At 37.7% G+C, this 23,039-nt stretch carries 32 protein-coding genes; 8 read left to right on the forward strand and 24 right to left on the reverse strand.

All coding sequences use genetic code 11. From position 1 onward, the window contains the following. Position 1: 1 nt before the first annotated feature. The 21 genes from B1201_RS10075 to B1201_RS10170 form a co-directional block, all read right to left on the reverse strand. Entirely contained in the window at positions 2 to 1,678 is a 1,677-nt protein-coding gene (locus B1201_RS10075; protein ID WP_078193416.1) for a terminase, read from the reverse strand. Beyond that, entirely contained in the window at positions 1,675 to 2,169 is a 495-nt protein-coding gene (locus B1201_RS10080) for a DUF2280 domain-containing protein (protein ID WP_078193417.1), read from the reverse strand. Before B1201_RS10080 ends, B1201_RS10075 begins: the two co-directional genes overlap by 4 nt. Before the next feature lie 58 nt (positions 2,170 to 2,227). Further along, complete coding sequence (locus tag B1201_RS10085; protein WP_078193418.1) at positions 2,228 to 2,869, reverse strand: putative metallopeptidase; 642 nt, start codon at positions 2,867 to 2,869, stop codon at positions 2,228 to 2,230. A 14-nt stretch (positions 2,870 to 2,883) separates the two neighbouring features. Next, complete coding sequence (locus tag B1201_RS16980; protein ID WP_171262648.1) at positions 2,884 to 3,039, reverse strand: hypothetical protein; 156 nt, start codon at positions 3,037 to 3,039, stop codon at positions 2,884 to 2,886. A gap of 120 nt (positions 3,040 to 3,159) precedes the next feature. Further along, complete coding sequence (locus B1201_RS10090) at positions 3,160 to 3,369, reverse strand: cold-shock protein (protein WP_078193419.1); 210 nt, start codon at positions 3,367 to 3,369, stop codon at positions 3,160 to 3,162. A gap of 371 nt (positions 3,370 to 3,740) precedes the next feature. Further along, positions 3,741 to 4,010 carry a hypothetical protein gene (locus tag B1201_RS10095; RefSeq protein WP_078193420.1) on the reverse strand — a complete coding sequence of 90 codons (270 nt, stop codon included), beginning with the start codon at positions 4,008 to 4,010 and terminating at the stop codon, positions 3,741 to 3,743. A gap of 106 nt (positions 4,011 to 4,116) precedes the next feature. Next, complete coding sequence (locus B1201_RS10100; protein WP_078193421.1) at positions 4,117 to 4,524, reverse strand: hypothetical protein; 408 nt, start codon at positions 4,522 to 4,524, stop codon at positions 4,117 to 4,119. 77 nt (positions 4,525 to 4,601) lie between these two features. Then, on the reverse strand, positions 4,602 to 5,420 hold the full coding sequence (locus tag B1201_RS10105) for a hypothetical protein (protein WP_078193422.1): 819 nt from the start codon (positions 5,418 to 5,420) through the stop codon (positions 4,602 to 4,604). A gap of 133 nt (positions 5,421 to 5,553) precedes the next feature. Further along, the gene (locus B1201_RS10110) at positions 5,554 to 6,132 is read right to left on the reverse strand and encodes a tetratricopeptide repeat protein (RefSeq protein WP_171263778.1); all 579 of its coding nucleotides are present in this window, start codon (positions 6,130 to 6,132) and stop codon (positions 5,554 to 5,556) included. A gap of 186 nt (positions 6,133 to 6,318) precedes the next feature. Beyond that, positions 6,319 to 6,492, reverse strand: coding sequence for a hypothetical protein (locus tag B1201_RS16985; protein WP_171263779.1), 174 nt, complete (start codon positions 6,490 to 6,492; stop codon positions 6,319 to 6,321). Positions 6,493 to 7,486: 994 nt separating this feature from the next. After that, complete coding sequence (locus B1201_RS10120) at positions 7,487 to 8,038, reverse strand: hypothetical protein (protein ID WP_078193425.1); 552 nt, start codon at positions 8,036 to 8,038, stop codon at positions 7,487 to 7,489. 12 nt (positions 8,039 to 8,050) lie between these two features. After that, positions 8,051 to 8,563, reverse strand: coding sequence for a RusA family crossover junction endodeoxyribonuclease (locus tag B1201_RS10125; RefSeq protein ID WP_078193426.1), 513 nt, complete (start codon positions 8,561 to 8,563; stop codon positions 8,051 to 8,053). Beyond that, positions 8,556 to 8,948, reverse strand: a complete 393-nt coding sequence (locus B1201_RS10130) for a hypothetical protein (protein WP_078193427.1) — start codon at positions 8,946 to 8,948, stop codon at positions 8,556 to 8,558. The genes B1201_RS10125 and B1201_RS10130 overlap by 8 nt, the downstream gene beginning before the upstream one ends. After that, the gene (locus B1201_RS10135) at positions 8,941 to 9,189 is read right to left on the reverse strand and encodes a hypothetical protein (RefSeq protein ID WP_078193428.1); all 249 of its coding nucleotides are present in this window, start codon (positions 9,187 to 9,189) and stop codon (positions 8,941 to 8,943) included. Before B1201_RS10135 ends, B1201_RS10130 begins: the two co-directional genes overlap by 8 nt. Next, positions 9,186 to 9,464 carry a hypothetical protein gene (locus tag B1201_RS10140; protein WP_078193429.1) on the reverse strand — a complete coding sequence of 93 codons (279 nt, stop codon included), beginning with the start codon at positions 9,462 to 9,464 and terminating at the stop codon, positions 9,186 to 9,188. Before B1201_RS10140 ends, B1201_RS10135 begins: the two co-directional genes overlap by 4 nt. Continuing rightward, positions 9,461 to 10,204 (reverse strand): ATP-binding protein, encoded by a 744-nt coding sequence (locus tag B1201_RS10145; RefSeq protein ID WP_078193430.1) that lies wholly within the window; start codon positions 10,202 to 10,204, stop codon positions 9,461 to 9,463. Before B1201_RS10145 ends, B1201_RS10140 begins: the two co-directional genes overlap by 4 nt. Next, positions 10,201 to 11,034, reverse strand: a complete 834-nt coding sequence (locus B1201_RS10150) for a YdaU family protein (RefSeq protein WP_078193431.1) — start codon at positions 11,032 to 11,034, stop codon at positions 10,201 to 10,203. Before B1201_RS10150 ends, B1201_RS10145 begins: the two co-directional genes overlap by 4 nt. Further along, a complete protein-coding gene (locus tag B1201_RS10155) occupies positions 11,034 to 11,330 on the reverse strand; it encodes a hypothetical protein (RefSeq protein ID WP_078193432.1) in 297 nt (98 codons plus the stop codon). The genes B1201_RS10150 and B1201_RS10155 overlap by 1 nt, the downstream gene beginning before the upstream one ends. Beyond that, positions 11,327 to 11,584, reverse strand: coding sequence for a hypothetical protein (locus B1201_RS10160; RefSeq protein ID WP_228144776.1), 258 nt, complete (start codon positions 11,582 to 11,584; stop codon positions 11,327 to 11,329). Before B1201_RS10160 ends, B1201_RS10155 begins: the two co-directional genes overlap by 4 nt. 55 nt (positions 11,585 to 11,639) lie before the next feature. Then, positions 11,640 to 12,086, reverse strand: coding sequence for a phage regulatory CII family protein (locus tag B1201_RS10165; protein WP_078193433.1), 447 nt, complete (start codon positions 12,084 to 12,086; stop codon positions 11,640 to 11,642). Positions 12,087 to 12,107: 21 nt separating this feature from the next. Beyond that, on the reverse strand, positions 12,108 to 12,362 hold the full coding sequence (locus B1201_RS10170) for a hypothetical protein (RefSeq protein WP_078193434.1): 255 nt from the start codon (positions 12,360 to 12,362) through the stop codon (positions 12,108 to 12,110). 133 nt (positions 12,363 to 12,495) lie between these two features. Between B1201_RS10170 and B1201_RS10175 the strand changes: the two genes are divergently transcribed. The 4 genes from B1201_RS10175 to B1201_RS10190 all read left to right on the forward strand — a co-directional run bounded on the left by B1201_RS10175 (position 12,496) and on the right by B1201_RS10190 (position 17,078). After that, positions 12,496 to 13,158, forward strand: a complete 663-nt coding sequence (locus B1201_RS10175) for a LexA family protein (RefSeq protein ID WP_078193435.1) — start codon at positions 12,496 to 12,498, stop codon at positions 13,156 to 13,158. A gap of 37 nt (positions 13,159 to 13,195) precedes the next feature. Then, positions 13,196 to 15,466 carry an ATP-binding protein gene (locus tag B1201_RS10180; protein WP_078193436.1) on the forward strand — a complete coding sequence of 757 codons (2,271 nt, stop codon included), beginning with the start codon at positions 13,196 to 13,198 and terminating at the stop codon, positions 15,464 to 15,466. Next, entirely contained in the window at positions 15,463 to 16,662 is a 1,200-nt protein-coding gene (locus B1201_RS10185) for a modification methylase (RefSeq protein ID WP_078193437.1), read from the forward strand. The genes B1201_RS10180 and B1201_RS10185 overlap by 4 nt, the downstream gene beginning before the upstream one ends. A gap of 86 nt (positions 16,663 to 16,748) precedes the next feature. After that, positions 16,749 to 17,078, forward strand: coding sequence for a hypothetical protein (locus B1201_RS10190; RefSeq protein ID WP_078193438.1), 330 nt, complete (start codon positions 16,749 to 16,751; stop codon positions 17,076 to 17,078). On the opposite strand, the gene B1201_RS10195 is transcribed toward B1201_RS10190, so the two are convergent. Together B1201_RS10195 and B1201_RS10200 are read right to left on the reverse strand one after the other, a co-directional pair. After that, positions 17,075 to 17,422, reverse strand: a complete 348-nt coding sequence (locus B1201_RS10195) for a hypothetical protein (RefSeq protein WP_078193439.1) — start codon at positions 17,420 to 17,422, stop codon at positions 17,075 to 17,077. The genes B1201_RS10190 and B1201_RS10195 overlap by 4 nt on opposite strands. 91 nt (positions 17,423 to 17,513) lie before the next feature. Next, positions 17,514 to 18,419 (reverse strand): hypothetical protein, encoded by a 906-nt coding sequence (locus tag B1201_RS10200; protein ID WP_078193440.1) that lies wholly within the window; start codon positions 18,417 to 18,419, stop codon positions 17,514 to 17,516. A 270-nt stretch (positions 18,420 to 18,689) separates the two neighbouring features. Here B1201_RS10200 and B1201_RS10205 point away from each other — a divergent pair, with 270 nt between their 5' ends. The 4 genes from B1201_RS10205 to B1201_RS10220 all read left to right on the forward strand — a co-directional run bounded on the left by B1201_RS10205 (position 18,690) and on the right by B1201_RS10220 (position 21,610). Continuing rightward, positions 18,690 to 19,115 (forward strand): hypothetical protein, encoded by a 426-nt coding sequence (locus B1201_RS10205; protein ID WP_228144777.1) that lies wholly within the window; start codon positions 18,690 to 18,692, stop codon positions 19,113 to 19,115. After that, entirely contained in the window at positions 19,115 to 20,236 is a 1,122-nt protein-coding gene (locus tag B1201_RS10210) for an ATP-binding protein (protein WP_078193442.1), read from the forward strand. Before B1201_RS10205 ends, B1201_RS10210 begins: the two co-directional genes overlap by 1 nt. Next, positions 20,233 to 21,204: a hypothetical protein gene (locus B1201_RS10215; RefSeq protein ID WP_078193443.1), complete on the forward strand. Its 972-nt coding sequence runs from the start codon at positions 20,233 to 20,235 to the stop codon at positions 21,202 to 21,204. Before B1201_RS10210 ends, B1201_RS10215 begins: the two co-directional genes overlap by 4 nt. A gap of 139 nt (positions 21,205 to 21,343) precedes the next feature. Continuing rightward, on the forward strand, positions 21,344 to 21,610 hold the full coding sequence (locus B1201_RS10220; protein ID WP_078193702.1) for a helix-turn-helix domain-containing protein: 267 nt from the start codon (positions 21,344 to 21,346) through the stop codon (positions 21,608 to 21,610). Positions 21,611 to 21,623: 13 nt separating this feature from the next. Here the strand turns inward: B1201_RS10220 and B1201_RS10225 are convergent, their stop codons facing one another. After that, positions 21,624 to 22,886 carry a tyrosine-type recombinase/integrase gene (locus tag B1201_RS10225; RefSeq protein ID WP_078193444.1) on the reverse strand — a complete coding sequence of 421 codons (1,263 nt, stop codon included), beginning with the start codon at positions 22,884 to 22,886 and terminating at the stop codon, positions 21,624 to 21,626. Positions 22,887 to 23,039: the final 153 nt, after the last annotated feature.

Raw genomic sequence — 23,039 nt, forward strand, 5'->3', positions numbered from 1 at the left:
ATTAAAATATTCGATTACCAGCAACATAGGGTTGCTTAGTCTCTTGTTCTTGCACATCACTAAAGCAGATCATCACGCTGTCCGCTCTGTTTGGTGAAGCCGCACCGGCAGGTTGTTTATTGACTAATATCTTCCCTGCACCATTTTTAGTATAGGTCGGCTGAGATAATTCCACGGTCAACGCTTTCAGCTCTGACTCATTCAAATCATCAGAGCTCAGTGAAATGATTGCATCAGGATCGTATTCCATGCCATTCAATGCCCTGTATGTATTTTGAAAACGCATACGAAGCGACCACCACATTTGGGCTTTGAGGTTGGCAAAGAAATCAATATTCTTACGAGCTTCTACCATTTCTTCATCAGGCTCATGAACTGAACCTGAACCTCTAAATGGATCAGTTTGAATTTCAGCAATACCTTGATCCTCATTGTGCTCATTAATGACTCGTGCATCACCACGGACACCTGCGCCCAGGCCATCGGCATCATAGAGAAATGCTCGGATATTCATATCCAAACAGATATCGATGGCCTTCTGAGTTGTTCCAAAAATGTCATCCCCCTTACCAGACCATGTGTCTAAATAATTCAAAACAACACCATGACGTCCTGCAAATGAGTTTTTATCCTTACCCTCATCTGCAACGTCTAAGCCACCAATTCGATCACCTGAAGGACGTATATTGAGTTTCTTATGAGCATCAATAGCAGATTGAACCCAAGCTGATGGGATCAAGACGCCTTCGACCGATGCCGCATAGTTAATATCTACTTCCTGAGCCAGTACCACATCATCTAAGGTGGCAACTTGCTTTTCGTACCATGGGTAGATCAACTTGCCTCTCAGCTTAACCTGCCAATTCTTATCTGGATTCAAGCGCCATGGCATGGTGAATACAGCATATCGACCACTGAAACGATCCTGATAAAAGCGATCACCAATACCATTGGGAGTAGACCCTTTGATATGTACATTAGTGTTTTGAGATATCGCAGCATCTACTGCTTCCTGACGCTCTACGAATGCCCATTCATCTAGAAAGTACATTGTGGTACGTCCACCACGACCAATGTTGTCACCAGCTTCACCCGTAACTGTTGAGCCATTATCAGGATTAATGATTCGAAGGTAGTTATCGTGGACTTTCGCCACAAAACCTTCAGGCTTCATCCAGTCAGGGAGTTTTGAGAACATATCTCGGAATTTGTGTAATAACGTCTTTGGATCGCCTTTCTTATCGACTAGATCCTCTTTACGGCTTCCCACACCACCGGCAAAGCCATCAACATAAAGCCAACGGTGTAAATAGAAACCAAGTAAAACGTAACTCATACCCTCATCACGCGACTTTTCAATCAGTCCATGGGTTTGCGTGCTTTCACGCTCTAATAACCAATGAACCAAATCAACCTGACCAGGCCGCAACACAAATGGGATGTTGGCAGGTAAGCCAAATGGCATACCGCGCGGATCGTATGTCCAGACCCAATGATTAAACCAATGAATCGGATCTTGACTGCATTTGTATATTTCGGCCTGGCGACTTAATTCATTCTGTTCGATTAAAGCTCGGTAGTAATAGCGTCTGGTCATTTCAGCTATTACTTCAGGTAAACGAGTGTGTATCGTCCACTCTTTAATGAGCGGTGCTATTTCCTCAATCGAATAACTCATAATTTGCCATTAATTGCTAAACGTGAAAGCTCCTGAGCGCTCATTCCTGCTAGTTGCTCAGGCGTATATGCCGGTAATGCATGTTTATGCTCAGTTTCAATCGGATTGCCACCTTTGCCTGTAATCTCTTGCTTCGTGATACGACCATCAGTTTCTTGGAATGCTTGTTTTAGTAGGTTTTGTTTAGCCCGTTTATTTCGACCTGAGTCTTCATACATCTTTTGAAGCTCCATGAGTCGAAAGGCCTTATTCGCAATAGCGATGTCTTCGATATTTTTTCGATAATCTTCGCGAGTTCGCTTGAATAGATCCTTGAGTTTTTTACTTAGATTACGTCCAGCCACTTTAGTTGGGTCATAAAGTGCAACCTGTTGACGGGTAATTTCAATCTTATAATCTTGCTTTACAGCTTCTACTACTTGTTGAGGGGTTTCAAAGCATGCAAGAGACTGAACAATAAACATTTTTACAGGCTCTTTTAGTGCTGCCATAAACACCTCTTTGTATAGCTACGTATAGCAAGATAGGAAAAAAAAAGAGCCTTTCGGCTCAGTTAATCACACAGTTCCCACAACACGCTGCAATGTTTGTCTCCGATACAAATGGAGCATTTTTAGCAATATCCAATAATCGTTGTACTGAGCTATCAATTCCGTGCTGACGTATTTCACCAAAGAACACTTCCACATCATGGCCAGCCAAAAAGTGCTTAGGTAAACCTGTCATATCGCTATAAATGATCTCACCATCTTCATCGCGCTCTACACCAATGTGATAAAGCTCATGCTCAATCAGCCGGCAGAATTCACGATCAGAGGTTTGCTCACAAAATGCAGCATCAATCGTAATTAAGTACTGAGGCACAAAGCCGAACCAATCTCGCATTTGTTGTTCTTGACGAGCTTTCTTCCATCCACCTTGGTTAAACATCACTTTTTCACATTGACCGAGTACCATGCGCTTTTTGGCCATAGCCGCTGAAGATGCCCACGCAAATGCCAAAAACTCTTCATTGTCGTGAATCAGCTCAGCGATATGATCATGGTCTGGGTTATGTAGTTGGCCACCCATAGTTAGGTAATTATCTTTCACCCAGGCCAGTAATTCATGCGCTGGTGCAAGACGTATAGCGTCTTCTTCTTCAGCCTGATCCATAAGTTCAGTCGGTGGGAATGGTCTAAAGGGATCCATAAGTTTAGCTCCTGTTATTGAGCGTGACTTAATCCTGCTCTAGCTTCGATGATGATTTTTTGAATCTCTTCACGACGTTGTTTTTTCTTTTCGTGGTAGATCCATATTGTGGAAATAAAGACACTTATAATTAAGCCACCAATCAATAATTGCATTCTAGTAAAGGTCATTTTTTATTGCTCTTATGATGTCATTTTCACCTAAATTAAGCATTTCAATATTAAAACTTAATGGCAATTAATGACAAAAACCCGTCAATTAATGACGGGTCATTTTAAGAGAAATTAGATTTAAATAATGTTGATATTACTAGCTTGCTTTCCCTTTTTTCCATTCGTGATTTCAAACTCTACTCTTTGGCCTTCAAGTAAAACCTTAAAACCGTCAATTTTGACCTCACTATAATGTGCAAAAAGATCCTCTCCTGCATCACTAAGAATGAACCCATAGCCTTTAGCTTCGTTGAACCATTTGACGGTGCCAGTAGTTAAATTTGTCATTACTTATCCTTAGATGTTTTAAATATTAATGATGAATACGCTTGTTTAATTTGATTAATAATCAAGCTACACCAATATTAAACAATCAATCTAAAACATCCTGATACATATGTTATTCGTGTGTTGAAAATTGGATTTTAAAAGTAACCTATCAAGAGTAAAATCGTTGTTTAATTCAATAAATTATGCCGAAATGCAAAACAGTTCAAATTACTTATTCTGCATTAAATATAAGGTATCAGCATAAAAAAGCCCCACATATTCATGTGAGGCTTCACCCAATTCATTTGCGCTGATATGAGCCAGCGGATTATAGGGCTATTTAATTAAATATGCATTTAAAATATATCTTTAAATCATATTGATATTAACTATCGATTCAACTGCGTGTATGCCCACTTTAAAAATCTATCTTTATCATCAAAGTTTGGGACATTAATTAAGTGAATGAAATTGACTGCACCAAATTTACCCGCAATCTTTTTAGGATCAACGATTGCAAAATCATCTTCATTACCTAAATTCAGTTCTTTAAAAAACTCAAGAACCTTGTTATGCAAACCTTGATGTGAATGTTCAGTTCGCTCTATTAGAAAATCATAAATCTGGCTTAAAACATGTAATTCAAAATTTTTATTCATGACTTTCTTCTCATAATTGTTAAGGTTGAAATCCCAAACTAACGGATATTATGAGAAAGTTAAAGTAATCAAACATCCTGAAACAATAAGCTTTGAAATATCTAACTTATAATAATTCATCATTTTTTAAAGCTTTTAACCAGGCCGTTGCACGCCCCATATTGATATCTGCTAATTCAAACCTGTGAAATCGATACCCCATTTCTTCTGCATGGTCATAACGATCCATACTCCAAGCCTTCGTTGCAAGTTTACCTTTACGACCGCCAGACCATGGACCTGTTGCGATTTCAATTAACATACGATGTTCAATGAGGTGTAAATCAAAGCGCCAATGTTTCGTACTTTTGAAATGAAAGTACTCCTCATACTTCATTTCCATCCGGTCTAATATTTCTTTTAGACGGCTGAATGCTTCTAAGTATTTTTCACTGGCTTTAGGTAATGGCCTGGTACGTGGTTTCTTTTTATGAGGAATCTTTTTGGTTAGGGTTTTATATGCGTTAGGTTCCATATTTCACCCATTAAAAAACCTCCCGCAGGAGGTTAAATTTATTAGTGGTAATGCGATAACTTTAGCGATTTCTTAAATTACGTATATTTTTTAGCTAATTCAATAATTTTATTTTCAGCTTCAAACTCAGCAAGAGCTCCATCTATATCACCAGTAATAAACTCTTGCTTATGAAAATCTTCAACTCTTGTGGGAATAACTGTAACCTTCACCAACTTAGAACTTGCTTTTCTAGCATTAAGATCAACCCATTTATCCGCATTTTGTCGGTTGAAAAATGTATCTACAGTAACCTCTCTGCGAACAGTCTCGCCTTTCAATAAGCCATTATTTTTCTCACCATAACTATAAGAGTCAACAGCATTATAAGTGGTATAAGGCTCCTTCTCCCCATTAAGGAAAAGTTCTAATCGCCATACGATTAAAGAAATATCTTCTTTACTGCCGTTATGGACATCAAAAGAAATCAAAGGATGTCCTCTCGTCATAAATTCTGAACTAGAGCCTAGTTGTATATTACTCGCCTTAATTTTTAAGAGATCATTATAAGTGGCATCCCACAATGGCTTTAACTCTTTTAATCTTTGTAATTCATCAGAAACTATCTGCTCTCTAGTTTCAACGGCTTTTTTAACAATGATTCTATAGGTTACTTTATCCCCATATTGTTCTTTAAAACCACTTAAAGACTGAAGACTATCTAATCCAAGTGTTTTTACGGCCCAATATGAGACTTTCTTCTCGTCCTCGTCCATCAACTTTAATTGTTCTGAAGAAGACTCAGATACAGCGTTTAAGCTGGACATATCTAATGGAACATCTAATGGATCTTTACTACATCCAGCAAAAGAAAAAACAGTAAATACGAATATAGGTATAATTAAATTATTCTTCATAATAGTCATATATCATAAAAATAGACCGTTGATTTTAATATACTAAATTTATTTTTTAAAGATTTTATGACTTAAAAATCCAATACCTGCATGCAGAAGCTCTACAACTTTGGTTGTTATAGATATCCAGATTTCAGTTTTTATTTTCATTTATCTTTTTGGCTAATTCATGGAGTTCATATGCTTTGTTTTTATCCACAATAACTCCTTCGCCATGATAATACATGTAAGCCAATATCTTAATTGCACTTTCATTCTTATGTTGTGCTGCAGAATTGATCAACTCAAATGCTTTACTTAAATTTTTCTCTACACCAAAACCATTTCTATACGCACTGCCCAATATTAACATCCCAGATATATCCCCTAGTTCTGCACTTTTTCTGTACATTAGAGTGGAAAATTCTGGATTTGCTGGTACGCCATTACCGTTTGCATAAATAAGACCCAACATATTATATGCCTTGGCGTGTTTTTGATCAGCTGCCTTCAGAAACAATTCTTTAGCTTTAAAATAATCTATTTCGTATCCATGGAGTCCATAGTAAAAATTTAATCCAATTATGTGCTGTGCTTCCGCACTACCACTTTCAGCTGATTTTGCTAAAGCTTCTGTTTGCTCATGGGTAAAATAATCCTTGGCGATCGATACACTTGAGCCTAATGTACAAATGGCTACTATTGAGCTCATAATTATTTTCTTATACATCATGGATTCCTCCATTAATTTAATAAACAAATAAAATAATATATAATTTATTCAAAATTAGTAAGTTAAATTTATCATTTATATGAAAAAATCAATTAAAATAATCTAATTAGCTCTTTGGTTAATTTCAATGAATTGATGATTCAATCACATCTACTTTGCAGATTTTTCTGAAGTATTCTTGTAAAACTAAGTATAAATTGCTTCACGCAAATTCTTAATCCGCTCTTTCAGCTTAATCATGATTCCATCAATTGCCAGCATCTCATTTCGCGTCAATCCCGATCTACTAAGATTCTGATATTTCGACAGCTCAGCACTGCAAAATTCTAAGTCGTGTTTTGCCTGTACTTTGTCTGTCATAGGTACCACCAATAAAAAAAAGAAAAACCCCGCCAATAATGCATATTGAGCAGGGCCTTATGTGCCGTAATACGTTCGGCAAATTTTTAATCAAAAAAATGCCCACATCATTGGGGTTGATGTGGGCGAAACTTATAATCCAAAATGTGGAGGTTTTCAATAAGCGGTAAAATAGTATGTATTTTATTTGAGATCTAACTCATTTTAAAAATAAACTATTAATTACTAAGTGATTTTAACGATTAAGTTGAATTAAGTCACTTTAATTCCTTCAAACAACTACGACAAACCTTTATCTCATCACCATCGATCGTGTGGTCAATTTCAACCGCACCATGGAAGCCGAATAAGCATTTTAAAAATTGGAGCATACTTTTCTCCAGACAAAAAAATACCTCCTTTATAAGGAAAGGAGGCAGAAACTTAATAGAAACTACAGCCATAGAATCTGGCCCGAATTATATACATAATAATATTATATACAAGACTTATTAAAATCTTGGTAAGACAGCCCTCTTCGCGGGGCCAGACGCTACTCACAATCACACACACCTAACATGCACGGTCTGCTTTACTTGCTTTCAATCCTCTTTAGGTCGGGACGCTACTCCCTAGTCTAGATTCCCGAAGGAAGTTTACTCGATGGCATGTTCCACTGGTCAGCACTCCAGTAGGCTTGGGTCACCTTTTTACAGGCAACAAAAAGCCCACTTACTCGTCAAATAAGTGGGCCAGCGCTGTAGTTGCTTTCTTCGTATTACGTCTTCTTCTTATCGCAAAAACAATATAGCACTAAGGCTTTGATCGGAAAGTATAGAGAATATTAAGAAATTATTATTCATTGTCTAATTTTGGTTAATTGTCGTTTTAGGTCATAAATTCTAAGCATTAAAAAAGCCCACCGTTTGGTGAGCTTAATTCAATCATGGTCAGAAACTGCGTAATACGACCAGTATAGTAAAACTATACCTTAGTCAGGAAAATTTTCCTAGCATTAATTTTTCGACTCTTTGTAAGTTTTTTTACGGTATGCCTCGATTGCTTTTGCGGCACTATCAATAGCTGACTCAAGCGCTATTACCATCAAGTTTTCGTATTGCTTCCAAGTGCAATCATACGCTTTCAATGTCATCTGCCATGAGCGTATGCCCGCATAATACAATCGACCTTGCTTTGTGAAATTCGCTTCCAATTCTGGGTTTAATGAAAAATCAATTACCATGCGCGCCATCATATCCGCCAATTCGGAAATTTTGATTTTCTCTGGTTCTCTACGCCCATCAGTAAGCGCATTGCTTTGCATAATTGCAGCAAGATGAGATTGAACACACCGATAATCAATTTCTGACTTTAGGCCAAAAATAATTACTGACGTTACAGATTTTTCTAACTGTGTTTCCATACTCGCAATCGCACCCAAGCGATCCTCATAATTCAAAGGCTTCTCCCCAGTGCCATGTGCCTGTGGCTCAAAGTTTAGTGACTTCGCTGTAATACCTTTGGTCAACCACTCAAACGGTTCAAATTTTTCTGCTACTGCATTCATCCCTATTCCCCCTCAAACCCTTAACTTTTCAACTTGAATAATCAGCTTCCCGCCTTTTTCTGATGGCAACCGCTTCACGAGCAATTCATCCACTTGAGAATCATCCAGAATCAACCCACCTTTCGATAAAGCATCAAAGCAAGGCTTCACGATGTTATCGATGTCGCGTATTTTCGCATCAGGTGGCGCATATTCGATCTTTACGCGAACTCTGCCCCGATACCCTTCCGGCTCAATAAAACGCTTCATAACATCAATAAAGTGAATTGCACGCTTACTTAATCGATTGGTCTTGTTGGCCCCACGAATCCAATAGTGATTTACTGAAGGAGGTGTGATTAAAACTTCACACCAGAGTAATTCATCATTCATCACACCGAATCCTTTTCCTTCGACCAGATGAGCTGGAACCTTTGGCATTGGATCTGGATTGGATTTCTTTTTCCCCGACTTGGCTGTTACACCAAATCGAGGCCCAATACCGGCTTTTCGTGCCTGTGCTGCGGTGATTCGAAGATTAGTCATTGGCACCTCGCAGGGCTTTTAATTCATCGCTCAATTTTTCATTTTTTGCTGTTAAGCGCATAATTTGAAGACAGTCTTTTGCTTGAAGCCCTTTAATCCGCTTATATTCAAATTCAGCATGAGTCAGTCGCAATGATTTCTGAGTAAGCTCCCTTGCTAACTGACATCGACGCTTACGATGTTCATCTTTCAAATAAACCGCATCATCAAACTCCTTCTTCACCTTGATATAACAAGTCTCCATGTTATTGAGCTGGGCTTTCAGGTCGTCGATGATGGCTTGCTGGTGTTGCCATGCCCACTTAGCGCCTTGATAGTATTTATCCTGCATACCTTCTTTATAAAGGTGGATATGTTCTTGAATAGCCTGATCAAAATCACTCATGCTCAATCACCCTCGTAGTAGGCGCTATATGATTTCTTATGTCTGATACGTTGTCAGTGCGGTCGTGGTCGGCGATGGCAGCACTAAGATCATCGTACGTAAACCCCTCACTTGATCTGTGCCACATCCCATTTATGACTGTGAACTTCATATCATCAGGACAGCCAAGATTTTTAAGCATCCCTAGTAAATTGCGTGCCTGCTCTAATCCATGGTCTTCAATAAATTGCTGTGCTTTCATCCACCCACCCCAAATAATTGTTTTGTTTTATTAGTAGCCGTAAAACCCGCAGGTGATGCATCATCGCGCTGCACATAACCCGCTTGGGTTAATTGATCCAAGTAACGCTGCACACTTCGCTTAGTGCCACCCACCAAGGCCAACACGTCTGCAACGCTTGATTTCCCACTTTTGGATAACATGTGGCTTAAAACCACAATCATTTTTTCGCCTTGAGCTACCGCATGTTGTGAGCGACACCAATCCACGGTTTTATTGTCATGTTGATCCTTCACTCCCCACCTCCAACACGTTGATCTGCCCAATTACATTCCACAATCACCAGGCCATCATGCTGAAAGCGAGACCATAAACGATCACCCAAATCTTTTTGCAACTCAGCCATCGTCATGTTTGAAATCAACATGGTTGGCTTAGCGGCGTCATAACGCGCATACAAAACTTTGTGTACAAGCTGCAACCGGTTTTCATGACGATCATGCAAGCCGTATTCATCAAGAATTAACAGGTCATATTCAGTGAATCGGTGAATTGCGTTTGATTCATTGTCATCTGCTTTTTTCCAAGCATTCGCAATCTCATTTCCCATATCTTCAGAAGTGATGTAACGAGCATATTTGCGTGACTCCAAGATGTTTCGAGCTACAGCGCATGCCAAATGTGTTTTGCCTGTGCCTGTACGACCAACCATGATCAGATTACGGTTAACGCCTTGCTTGAAGTCCTTTGTGAATGCTGTGCAGTGTTGCTTGGCGTTCTGCTGACCAATATTTTTTACGATGTAATCTTTGAAGCCGCTATTCGCATGACGAGCTGGTAACTTAGCCCCTTCAAAATGCTTTTCACGAACCATGCGATTTACTTCAACCTCGTGATCCTTGTGAGCTTTGTTTAAAATCTCTGAAGCGCATTGCTTGCAAATTGCTGTTTGTCCCACTCGAACTTTTTGAACCTTGTGAGCTTCACAGAACTCCGTGCTCATTTGGATTTTTGTATTCAGGATTGATGCGTTCATACCAAATCCTCCAATTCAATATTGTCACTGGCAGGTGCATACTGCTGAACTTCACCCCATGCATCGTTTACATTGCGAGAGTTTTGTTTTTCAGGAATACGACCTGTAGATTTTTTAGCTTCACGCTCGGCCTTAGCCAGTTGTTTTTCAAATTCCTGAAATATCCACTGTGCAAACTTCCGAAGTTTTTGGTTATCAGTGAGCTGGTGATTGTTTTCATGGTGAGTATTAAAATTCCCAAGATGGAATTGAAAATCTTCCATGCCTAGGATTTCAGAAACTCGTTGAGAATATTTTGTGGTTCTCAAGGCAATCGCCAGTTGTTCAAGATCTGGTTTCCAATGATCGCTTTCTGAAAAATCTGCTTGCGCGTTTGTGTGTGTATTCTCTTGGTTTATGGTTAATGGTTCTTGGTTCTTGGTTAAGGTTTCTTGTGGGATGCCAAAATTAACCGACTGGGTTTCTTTATCATTTATTTGAAAACCGTTTGGGTTTTCTTTGGTTTGCTTTTTAGGTCTGCCACCATTCCCACCATTCTTGCGATTGGTTTCTGCTTTAGCGTGATACGCTTTTACTTCGCTTTCACAACGGTTATGAACCCAACCGTTTTCGGTTTCCACAAAGAACTCAATAAGAATGTCGCGCACTGCATTCTTTTCATCTTCAGTACGTGCTAGCGCCATACGAAAAAGCTCACGCTCATTAAGCGGTAAAGGTTTTTCGTTCAGGTAATACGTATCTAAAAGCCAATTGTAGACACCATGTTCGAGCAAACTTAAATGAGCTGTAGCTGAGCGATAGTCACCAATATTCTTTTTGTAGTAGTGCATTAGGCAGCACTCCGCTCAAGTTTAAGGTTCACACCGAGTTGATCGCATTCATCTTTAAGCTCTGAAAGCATGTCACTCAAACCAAACAGATCTAAACGATTCGCAAGGTTTTGCAGAAATAAGCGTTTTGCTACTTCTATGTCTTCTGTTGAATCGTACGTTGCACACTCATGGGTTTCACATTCAGCACATTCAAACTCATAGCCGTTATCAACCAGCTCATCTGCTATTTGATTCAATTCAGATTGACTTGCTTTCCAGATAAAGTCTGATACATCGCTAATATCTATGTTCATGACACCTCCCCCATTGCCATTTCCACAGCCGTTAAGCGACGTTTAGCGCCTAATTCAGCTACGTTTGCATGACGCACTAAGTGGCTCAGTGCAAAGTTGTGATTTCCATCTAGCAATACGCCATCACCTTGGACTTTATGTACGGTCATTAGATGGCCTGGTTTGATTGGGTCAGTGAAGACCACGACGTCGCCATTAAGAAACCCTTCGTTTGCCATGTCATTGTTTTGTGGTATATTTGGTTTCATATTCATTTGTGATTTCCCTCATAAATTGAATTGAAAGCCTGATGTTCGAGATCAGGCTTTTTTATTGCTCGACGCATTTGTTTATTTGCATTTCTAGCTCTGCCAAAATTTCGTGCAGCATGTGAATGACCTTTGACATATCTATCGCTTCACCACGAGTGATCCGACCGTCTGCCATCATTTCTTTGAACTGCGCACATATATCCCCACCGCCCATTCCAATGCTCAGCACTAAGTCAGTGAGCGCTGTATCTCGACATTCGGGTATGCATGGCAAATTGATGGCCACTTTTCCGTGTTGAGCATTCAGTCTTTGCAGAATTCGGTAATCCCCTGTCAGCTCCATAAGTTTTGAAGCCTCAAGCAAGGTGATGTGGTGTGTTTCCGTATTGGGATTCACTTTGCTGTTCAATACCGCAGGGCTTTTAATGCCCATTCGTGTCGCTAATGCATTCGCTCCACCTTGGTAGTCGTGAACTGTGTTGTAAGCAGCATCCAATATGTTCATATCGGTGTCCTTTGAACGTGGTTATTGGAGGGCTGGGTTATTACCATTTTGGTTATTAGCGATTTGATTAGGATATAACCCAAAATGCTGAAGTACTTCCATTTCAGAAACCTCTCCATTACTAGCTGTAGACAATGCTTTACGCAGCGTTTTACGGGGTTCTTTATATCCATACAGCAAATGTGACTTTATATAACCAACTGTTGTTCCTGCATCTTTTGCATATTTTTCTAAATCTTCTGGGCTTTTCTTAAGAATAAAGTCGCGGAAATTCATAGATTGATCCTCTCGTATCAATCCAAATATTACCTTTTAGGTAATGTAAATACAACCTTTTTTCTTGTTTACCTTTTTGGTGATGAAACTACAATTAACAAATGTGACGTGTCACAACAATTTCAGGAAATTTATGGACAGCAAATCAATTAGATACCAAAACACTCGCTTACTTGTTGATCAAGTTGGTGGTGTATCCAGTTTTGCTGACAAAATTGGGAAAGGACAATCTCAAACAAGCCAATTTGCAGGCACAAATCCAATCAAAGGTATTGGTAATAAAGTTGCTCGAGAAATCGAGGATGCTTTTGGTAAGCCACATGGTTGGTTAGATATCCCCCAAGAAGGCACACAAAATATTGAAAAGAATGTGTCAGATCCAATCCCTTTAATTGGGAAATTAGTACCAGTAATTTCATGGGTACAAGCCGGTGCATGGACTACGGTGGATTCCGTACCCGCAGGTACTCAGTTTGAAGAATGGTTACCGCCGAACCCTAAATGCGGAAAGAATGGCTATGGTTTGGAAGTAGTTGGTGAGTCTATGCTCCCCGACTTTAGGCCTGGCGATAAGATTTATGTAAATCCTGACTTTCAAATAACAGATTTAAAAACAGGTGATTTAGTTATTGTTTCCTGCCAAGGCGATAGTGAAGCGACGTTTAAGAAGCTTATTGTTGAAAGTGGAAATATGTATTTGCAGCCTTTGAATCCTGACTGGCCAGAGAAAACTATTGCTTTAGAGGATGGTTGTAAGTTGGTTGGTAAGGTTGTTGGGTTGTATCGGGATGTATGATTTTTAAGTTTTAGTTATTTAAAAAATAGGGGGAATAATGAGTCAATTGTCATTATATGCTGATGATAAACAAGATAATCATGCAGTTAAATTTCAAGTAGATGGTAAAATTCTAAATGAACTTTCAAAGCAAGTAACTAACCATATCTTTGCACTTGGTGAGCTTATTAAGAATAGTTATGATGCCCAAGCTACATATATAAAAATCACGTTAGATTTGAAAAATAGCTTACTAATCATTGATGACAATGGTATTGGCATAACTAAAGAAAACATGAATTCCATATTACATATCGCAAAAAGTAGTAAAAAATATGCTCAGAAATTTGAATTTGATGTAAATGGGAAAAAAATCGAGCGCTTTACTCAAGGCTCAAAAGGGTTAGGGCTATTTAGTGCATTTAAATTTGGAAACATTGTTAATTGGGATACTAAGTCTGAAAATAGCGATTCATTTAGTTTAACCGTTGATAAAGGACAGGTTATAAAATTATCAAATATTAGTAGTGCTACATATAAGCTAGAAACAGGAAAAAGAAAAAATAGAGGGACTACTATTACTATAAAATTTGACAGTGATGACACTGAAATTCTTTTTACTTATAAGCATTTAAAAGAACAGATCAACACAAAGAGATTAGTAAATTTTTTCCTAGATGACTCTTTAATAATAGATTTCAACTTAATAAAACATGATGGAACAATTGAAAGCAACTTTCCAATTAAAACAATTAAGAATGAAGACTTAGAAAATGAAATCTTCAAGAGAAATTTGTTTAAAATAACTTTCTCCAGCAATAACAATAAAATTTATTACTTCTACAAAAACCAAAAAAAACCAATTAATGATTTTAATTATGAACTTAAAAATAAGTCTTATACAATAAGCTTTACTATTTATGCATTTATTTTTAAATCAGGTGAAAAAAAATTTATAAATTCATTATTCTTAAATTCAAGAAAAGATCTGACACCATTAATTTATATTAATGGTGCATTATTTAATAATGATAATATTTTTGACCCATCTATTACTCGAAAGATTAAAAGTAGTAAATCTCTTTCACAAATTGTAGGTTTTATTGATATAACCTGTACACATCCAAATCTTCAATTTAATAATGAACGAACTGATTTAATTTTCAACTCATTCAATGAAGATTTAAAAGAGGATCTAAGAAAGATAAATATCTTTTTACAAGAAAAAGGGAAATATTTAGAGAAGAACTTGGCTTCATTCATAAGTGAAGATGCTGAGACAGATACGACTACTCAACCTGATGAGACTGACATAACCACTCAACCCGATGAGACAGATACGACTACTCAACCTGATGAGACTGACATAACCACTCAACCCGATGAGACAGATACGACTACTCAACCTGATGAGACTGACATAACCACTCAACCCGATGAGACAGATACGACTACTCAACCTGATGAGACTGACATAACCACTCAACCCGATGTAGGGGAATCTGCTCAAGATACTTTCATTCCATTCATAAAATTATATGAAAATGAGAAGATTATTAGGTTTACTGATCAATCTGGATTCATTGATCTAAAAAACTTCTTTGATGAAGCAAAAGATTGTAAAGGCAATAACTTAGATATCCATCAGTTAAAAATGAGTATTGATGGTAAAATATTAACATCAACACTCATACCTTCAACTGATCAATCTAAAATACTTAAAATAAAATTTTTCTTCGTGGATGCAAACCAGAAAGATCATAATGGAGATGAATTTATTTGTTATGATACTCTCACTCTAAAGTTTCAAAAGAAAAATTTCTCTTTTGATCCAGATGATGTCAAACAAATCTTGATTGAGCCTTTAGGCTATAAAGAATATAAAATTAAACTAGGTGGGGTTGATAGATTAATATTACAGATCAATGAGTTATATAGCAATTATAATGAATTTGATATGTGTATTTCAGCGTCATTGCGCTTAATATTTGATTTAACAACGTATAGATATCAACAACTAACTAAAGATGAACTCAATTCAGACGCTCTTGAAACTCAAGTAGAGCGAATAGTTGGTAGAATAATAAACTCCCCTGAACCCAAGCACTTTACAAAAGTTTCACAGCTTTTAGATGCTAGGTTTAAAATTAATAAAAATACATTTAAACCTGGACTTTTTGCAGACAAAGTTTCAATATCAAATCTTGGCTCTCATACAGGGTCAAATCATTTAGGTGCTGAAACAATTAAAGACATTGCTAAATACGCTGGATATTACGCTCAGCTTGTTGATGCGCACTGTAAAGTTAAGGGGTTGATTGAAAAGTGAGTGACATTTCTTTTAGTAGCTATAGAAAAAATGATATCCATGGAGTCAGCTTATATCCAGCTACGATGATTGCCCCTGTTCAACATAAAATTATGGCTAGTCTCTTTAGGGACAATGATATTAGCTCAGTTTATGACCCTTATCACGGGTCAGGAACAGCCTTATTCGAGGCAGCAAAACTTGATCTAAATTGTAATATTATAGGCTGTGATATTAATCCCCTAGCACATTTGATTACCTACAGTAAACTAAAAGGTGTAACTCAAAAAATTGAAGATGATATTCAATCACTTTTTTTCTTAATTGAAAAAACGCCCGAATATAATTTTGAGTTTGATAATATTAGTAAGTGGTTCAGGGCTGACATCATAGCCTCTTTGAAAAAAATTAGATGGGCAATCACTCAAATTTCAAGTAAGCGGAATCGCGCCTTCTTCTGGATAGTATTTGCTAATACTATTAGAAAATATAGTAACAGTAGATCATCCACTTACAAACTTCACATTAAAGACATGGTTGATATCAATAGGCTACACAATAATGTGATTCGAGACTTCCAAAAACAAGTTGAAAATAACTATCAAAAATTTACTCTAAAAGCACCAAATGTAACCCTTTTAAAGGGGGATATATTAAAAATGTCCCGCAAGCTAGCCGATCGAAGTATGGACTTAACTATTACGTCCCCACCATATGGCGATAATCAGACAACCGTACCCTACGGACAATTCTCATCATTGGCTTTATTTTGGATTGATTCTAAAGACTTAAAACTTGAAGGCTGGGAATTAGATAACTATTCTAAAATAGATCGAATGAGTTTAGGTGGTCAGCGTAAAAATACCTTAACGCATTTTGGAGAAACTCTGTTAGAACCATATCTAAATGAAATTTCAAAGGAAAAGCAGACCAAAGTAATTAATTTTTTCGCTGACTATTTCATTTCTTTAGATGACATATGTCGTGTAACAGATAAATATATTGTTATGACATTAGGTAATAGAACAGTTGATAGAATAAATATTAATTTGACAGAAATTACTTCAAGATATTTAGAGTCCAATGGATTTATATTGGTCAACACTCTGAGTAGAGATATCCCAATAAAAAGAACACCAAGATTAACCTCAAAAGTAAGAAATGAAGCTGTTTCCTCAATGAATGAAGAATTTGTCATAATTCACAGTAGACAATAAGATCCATCCATAAAACCTACCTCGTGTGGGTTTTCTTTTATCACGTGCCCTACTAGACTGACCACAACTTAGAAGAATTTGAACCTATGGAAACCATCTCATTTTTATGTTTAATCACTTTTGGAATTTTTGGCTGCTATGAGCCTGAGCAGCCAGATCCTGAGCGTGAACAATTGCTACTGGAGTATAAAGAACTTGATTCAAAGTTTATGTGGTATCAAGCTCAATTGGTGGGTCCCGCAACAGATAATGAGCTTCGTAAGCAAATTATTTGTAGTGACTTCCCTACTGCATATGAACAAGAATACAAACCTTTAATGATCAAGCTTGAGGGAACTCATGAAACAGACCATTCTAAAGATCTAATGAATGCTTTCGACTCATACAAATCGAAATATAATATTCAATGTAACTAAGGTTTAGAAGTTAACGTCTGCTGGCCATTTCCGGCATCAGTTTTTTCTATCTTAGGATAAAGATCGCGTTCTGCAGCGTCTAGTCTTGCTTTGGCATCAGCGATAACTTTTGCATAATACGCATCAGATGATCTTGCTTTAACTGCATCACAATTTATTTTTTTCTGGCAATTGTCGTATTCTTGTTTGGCTATACTTGCTCTTTTCATAACATCATCATAATGCTTAACAGCCTCATACCATCTAACTTGCACATTTTCATCAAAAGTTGATTGGTCAGCATTCGCATGACACGTCATCACTGTTGCACAGCCAATCATGATTAAAGAGTAGAATTTGAACATCTAAATACTCATTTTTTTATTAGGGGTAGTGAGAGCTTAGCATAGCTTCATCTAACCCACCTCGTGTGGTGGGTTTTTTCGTTATATGCCCTTAAACAGCTTCAACAATTGGATAATATTCCACTTCAAAAATCCAAACTGAACTGACATTTTTAGAAATTGAGCCACCTATATCTAGGCCCTTCTTTGCAATTTCTGCTGCTACGCGTCCACCACCTGTAATGTCTTCTTTAAATCTCAAACTAACTTGGTGTTTTAGCAAATGTCCCTCTAAGCGATCATGTGCCATTGTACGTAAATCGGGGTCAATTTCAGTCCACAATTTCAGTTCAGCTGGTATATATGGTTCTTTACGCGGAGTACCAAATTCACTATATACTTCACGTATGAGCTCACCCTCTTTAGTGAATTTAGCGCTAATACCTATGTTTGTGCATACTGCATCAGGTAACTTAGCATTAGCACTCAACTTGCCTTTACTGTCATAGAATTTGGCATCTTTCAGTGTGATCTTCTTAGCACCTAAACAACTGGCAAGTTTCCTGAAAGCTACTTCTTTTTCACGTGCCAAAGTTGACTCATAATCACAAGGTCTTATGTAGATATCATCAAGAAGTGGATGTTTTATGTAAAAGCTACCGTTTGTAGGTTTATCGCCAATATCCAACTTAATAATATTTGCATGTTTAGGATCAATACAATGTATTTCAGAGGATAGATTTAATTCCTCTTTGATTTTTGTTAATACTTGATCTCTTACATAGACTGGATTTTTTTCTTTGCCTTTAGTGAAGAATCTAGTTGCTTTTGCACCCAGCCCAGTCAAACCTATTAAGCTACTTGCTACGGCAGTTACAGGATTGGCCTTTGAACCAAGCATTAAAATTGTTAATGAAATATCTATAATTAACTCTTTATCAAATTTAATTTTAGAACCTTTTGCTAACTCGAGTAACTTTTTTTCATCTGCAACAAGAATTAAATCTGAATTTTTCACACCACCCTCTTCTATTTAATATTTTACAGTCTATTTTACACTAAGTTATTAAATTATATAAAAACTTATCAATTATTTATGCTAATTAATAGACTCTTTTTAAGTGGATACTTTATGTATGAGGGTTTAGTTAAAAAGATTGGAAGAGATAATTTATAGATAATATTTCTTGCATTAAATTACCTTTTAGGTAATATTTATCTCACAGACAATAAAAAAGCACATCGACTCTCTTAACTTCCGATGTGCTTTGCAAACTGCGAGATAAGTATGAACAAAACCTTAACCCCATTCAATAGCCTCAAAGTAACACTTGTCGCTGCTACAGTAACAATCGGTGCTTTAGCATTCGCCTACAAGCCAGAAATTCACAAAGCACCTGCTCAGCACAATAGTATTCCAGAGTTTACTGCAGTCGCTGCAATTGAACTCACTTCCAAAACTTCAGGTAATGCTGTTATCCGTTTAGATAACTTCACCCTAGATGTAAGCTTTGACTTTAAACCACTTGAAGATAGCTACGGCGTACCTGGTAGTGAATTTGATACCGCTGAAATTACCCAGCTATCTGTAGATCACATCACCGATGAGTACGGTAACCCTTTCCCAGACTTCACGGACTACAACGACCACCGCAACATCAATGAAATGTTGGTGCAGCACATGATTAAAAACCGTTTGTTGGGAGAAGTGTGATGACTATTAATATTATTCCGGCAGACCAAGCACTAAATGTCAGTGCCATCATCACTTACATCTATGCGGATCCAGGCCTCGGTAAATCCTCTTTAGGCTTTACTGCTGATAAATCTGTTTCCTTTGACTTTGACCGTGGCGCACATCGTACCGGTGAACTTCGTCGTGGTGCAGTAATTCCAGTTCAACAATGGGCTGACGTTGCAGGTCTTACAACTCAAGACTTAGCACCTTACAACACAGTCGTTATTGATACTGTAGGCGCGATGCTTGAATGCATTAAAACTCACCTACTACTTCATCCAAACAACCGGCAGAAAGATGGCGCTTTAAAACTTAAAGCCCAAGGTTTGGCCAATCAAACATTCAAGCAGTATGTGAACACTCTAATCAGCATGGGTAAGGATGTTGTTTTTATTGCTCATGCCTCTGAGGATCAAAACAACGATCAGATCATCTACCGTCCTGACTTGGGTGGTAAGAATAGAAATGAGCTTTATCGCATCGCAGATATGATGGGCTACATGACTACTGTCACTACTGGCGAAGGTAAGAATGCGCGTGTCATCAATTTCAAACCATCTCCCACTCACCATGCAAAAAACTCAGGTGCTCTTGGTGGAGAAACTGGTGAAGTTTGGGTACCTGACTTGAAAACAGAACCGATGTTTTTAGCACAATTAATTTCAGCAGCTAAGGCACACATCAATACATTAACCCCTGCGCAATTGGCTTCAGCTAAAGCACTTGAAGACTTGGAAAACTGGAAACAAAGCTGTGATGAAGCACTATATGCCAGTGACCTAAACCAGTTAACTGAGTCTCTTGATAAGAGTCATATGTATTACCAAAACATGCGCCAAGCCATGCTACTCAAAGCCAAAGAACTAAATTGTACCTTTGATAAGCATAAAGAAACGTGGATGAGTCCACCTGAATTTAATGGCATATCAGATGCGCAACGTGATGATCTATTGGCCTTCATCGATGAGCGTGGATTAGATACAAAAACTGTATGCGAGCATCTAGGTATAGATTCGCTGATGCAGATCGATGTATCGAAAATTCAAGAAGTAAAACAGGAATTAGATCAAATTGCTAAAGCGGGAGTAAATTCATGATTATCTTAAACGGACAAGAAGCATTTGCTGTCATGGCTGCAGGTCAAAACATTGAATGTCGTCATACTGGATCTGATTTAGATTTTGATAGCATTCGCAACTTCCCTGCGACTGTTTTCTTTGACCCTGATCATGAATTCCGCATTGCTGTCGTATATATGGCCATTGGTACCATGCAAGTTCCAGAAGCAATATCCGAAGCACCGGCAAAAGGCACTCCATGTTTTGCCACTTCACTCTTAACAGCTGAATTGAGTAAATCATTCAAATGGAAAAACTCTGAATCGGACTTGGAATTACTCACTCGTGGCTTAGTTCATCTATATGAAGATAATGCGGTAGTTCATGCTCAGGCATTGATTTCAGTAAGTGGCGGGTCTTTAAATAAAGAGAAACCTGCCTCTGATACATCATTGCCTTGGGAGGATGAATCGGCTACAGAAGCTAAAAATAGCCAAATTCAAACATCAAATGATGTTGAAGAAAAGGCATTCGAACAAAACACACCTAAGCCAGAACATACCGCTGAGAACTTGAGTGTTGAAGAACTCAAACGTTTGCAGGTTGAGGCCGAAAAGTTAGTAGCGGAGAATAAGTTAGCTTGTGAATCAGCAGATGGCGACTATCAAAATCTTTTAAATGATCTACTAACACGTGCAACAAGTGCTCCAACACCAAGAGAGGCCACCGCCCTTACTGGCTATACACGAGACTGGACTGAGGCACAGCGTAAACCATTATTGGATGCTATTCATAAGCGCCTACGTGAACTTGCACCTGCAGAAGCTGAAATTAAGACTCCACCTTCACTGATGGTTCAGATTCAGAATGCACCAGACTTAACAGCACTAGATGCTTTGGAAATTGATGTTTCTGCACGTAGTCCTGAAATACAACCAAAGTTAATGGACTACGTTAAAAAGCGTCGCTTCGAGCTTGAGAATCAAGCAAGTGAGGTTGTCCAATGAAATTCAACTACTCGTCTATGACTCGAATACTGACTGTATACGGGGCAAAAATGACTCACATATTTAACAATGTAGGCGCTGGTGAAATTGAAGAGCTGCTTACTGATGCGAAATTTAAAGAAGCGAGATGGAGAAATTAATGGCTCTTAAAACGTTAAATAAAGCTGATGAAAATGACCGTCAAGAGGTTTTGAAGCGCTTTATTGCCGCGCCATTGGAACAAAACTTCCCTCAAGAAGTTGTAGCTTTATATTTAGATTGCTCACCTTGGACTTTGGCAAAAATGCGCTGCGAATCAAACGCCTTGCCATTTAAAAAGATTGGACGACGTGTTGCATATAAAAAGTCAGATGTGCTGGCTTTTGAGGCAAGCAAGACAGTAAATTCCACAGCACAATATGCATAATATAAAGGCAGGGTTACCCTGCCTTTATTTGTTTTAGTCTCTCACTCCAAACGCTCTCATAATTGAAGCAATCAATTTTTCCTTGATATACAGCCTCAACCATATTCATTGAAGCACGAAGTTCTTCCATTGGAATTTGAACATAACCACCAGTTACATCAATTCTTGGCTTAGCTGTATGATTAAGAAGACGTTTTGTTACATAGATGTTGAATCTTAATAGGTTGCAGATCGTCGCAAAGGTACGCCGGAAGTCATGCATAGATACATAGAAATCCACTTCATCTCCAACTCGCTTCAACAATGTATCCACCTTAGTGGCATGAACATTTGAAGAAGTAGGCATTTTGGTTGCAGGAAAAACCCAATCATTTTCTCTTAGTAAATATCGATCTTTTAGGATTGACAGCAAGTGGTCACCTATTGGAAAAAGATGGTCGGTACCATTTTTAGTATCGCGGAACAACACTGTACCATTCTTGAAATTAACATCTGCCCAGCTAAGACCACAAACCTCTTGGCGTCTACAGCCTGTGTACATCGCGAATAAAATAATATCTCTATTGGTATTAGAACGAGCCGTATTTTCTAAATTCAATTCATCCTGATAATTCAAAACAGCATTGTAATATTTAAAAATCACATCCTTATGAAGATATTTTTCTCTACGCTGAAGTACATTCCACCCTTTTGTTACAGCAATGACGTCTACAGGATTAGATTTCAGGATGGGTTTTTCATCTGTCGAATAAACGACGTGCATATATTTCCAAAGTGTCCCCAAAAGAGATATTGACCCATTTGCTGCAGAAGGACTTTTTTCAGAGACTTCTAAAAATTTATTCAAAAGCTCGTCTTTGGTAATTTCAAATAACTTTCTATTTGACCAACCCAAATATAGATCAAAATACTTTTTATATTGTCGTATCGTCTTAGGCCTAAAATCATTTCGGCTGATATAAATGCTTAAAGCTTCTGCTACTGTAATGTCTAATGGATTATCTTTGACTGCACCCTTTAAAGTTGCTTTGTAGGTGCCATTTGCGATCTGCGCTAAAATAAGCTGAGCCTTTGCCCGAGCTGCAGCGGCTGGTAAGTCTGAAGTTTTGCCTAATGTAACTCGGAAGAGTTCACCATTAAAACGTCGTTCGATAATGTAAGATTTACTTTTTGTTGTAGCGCGAACAGCGAAACCTATTAGATCCTGATCACGATAAATTTTTTGACCTTTTTCTGTTAATGTTATTGCGTCAACATTAGATTTATTTAGCTTCATGGTTGCATCTAAAATTATTGATGCTTAATTTAAACACCATTTGCAACAGTCTACAAATAGTCTACAAGCCAAGTTTTTAAGCTATAAACACCCTGTTATTTCAACTATAACTCATTGTTTATTATTGCTATATTAAATTTAAAAACCCTACAG

The sequence above is a fragment of the Acinetobacter sp. ANC 5600 genome (genome assembly GCF_002018395.1).
Taxonomy (GTDB): Bacteria; Pseudomonadota; Gammaproteobacteria; order Pseudomonadales; family Moraxellaceae; genus Acinetobacter; species Acinetobacter amyesii.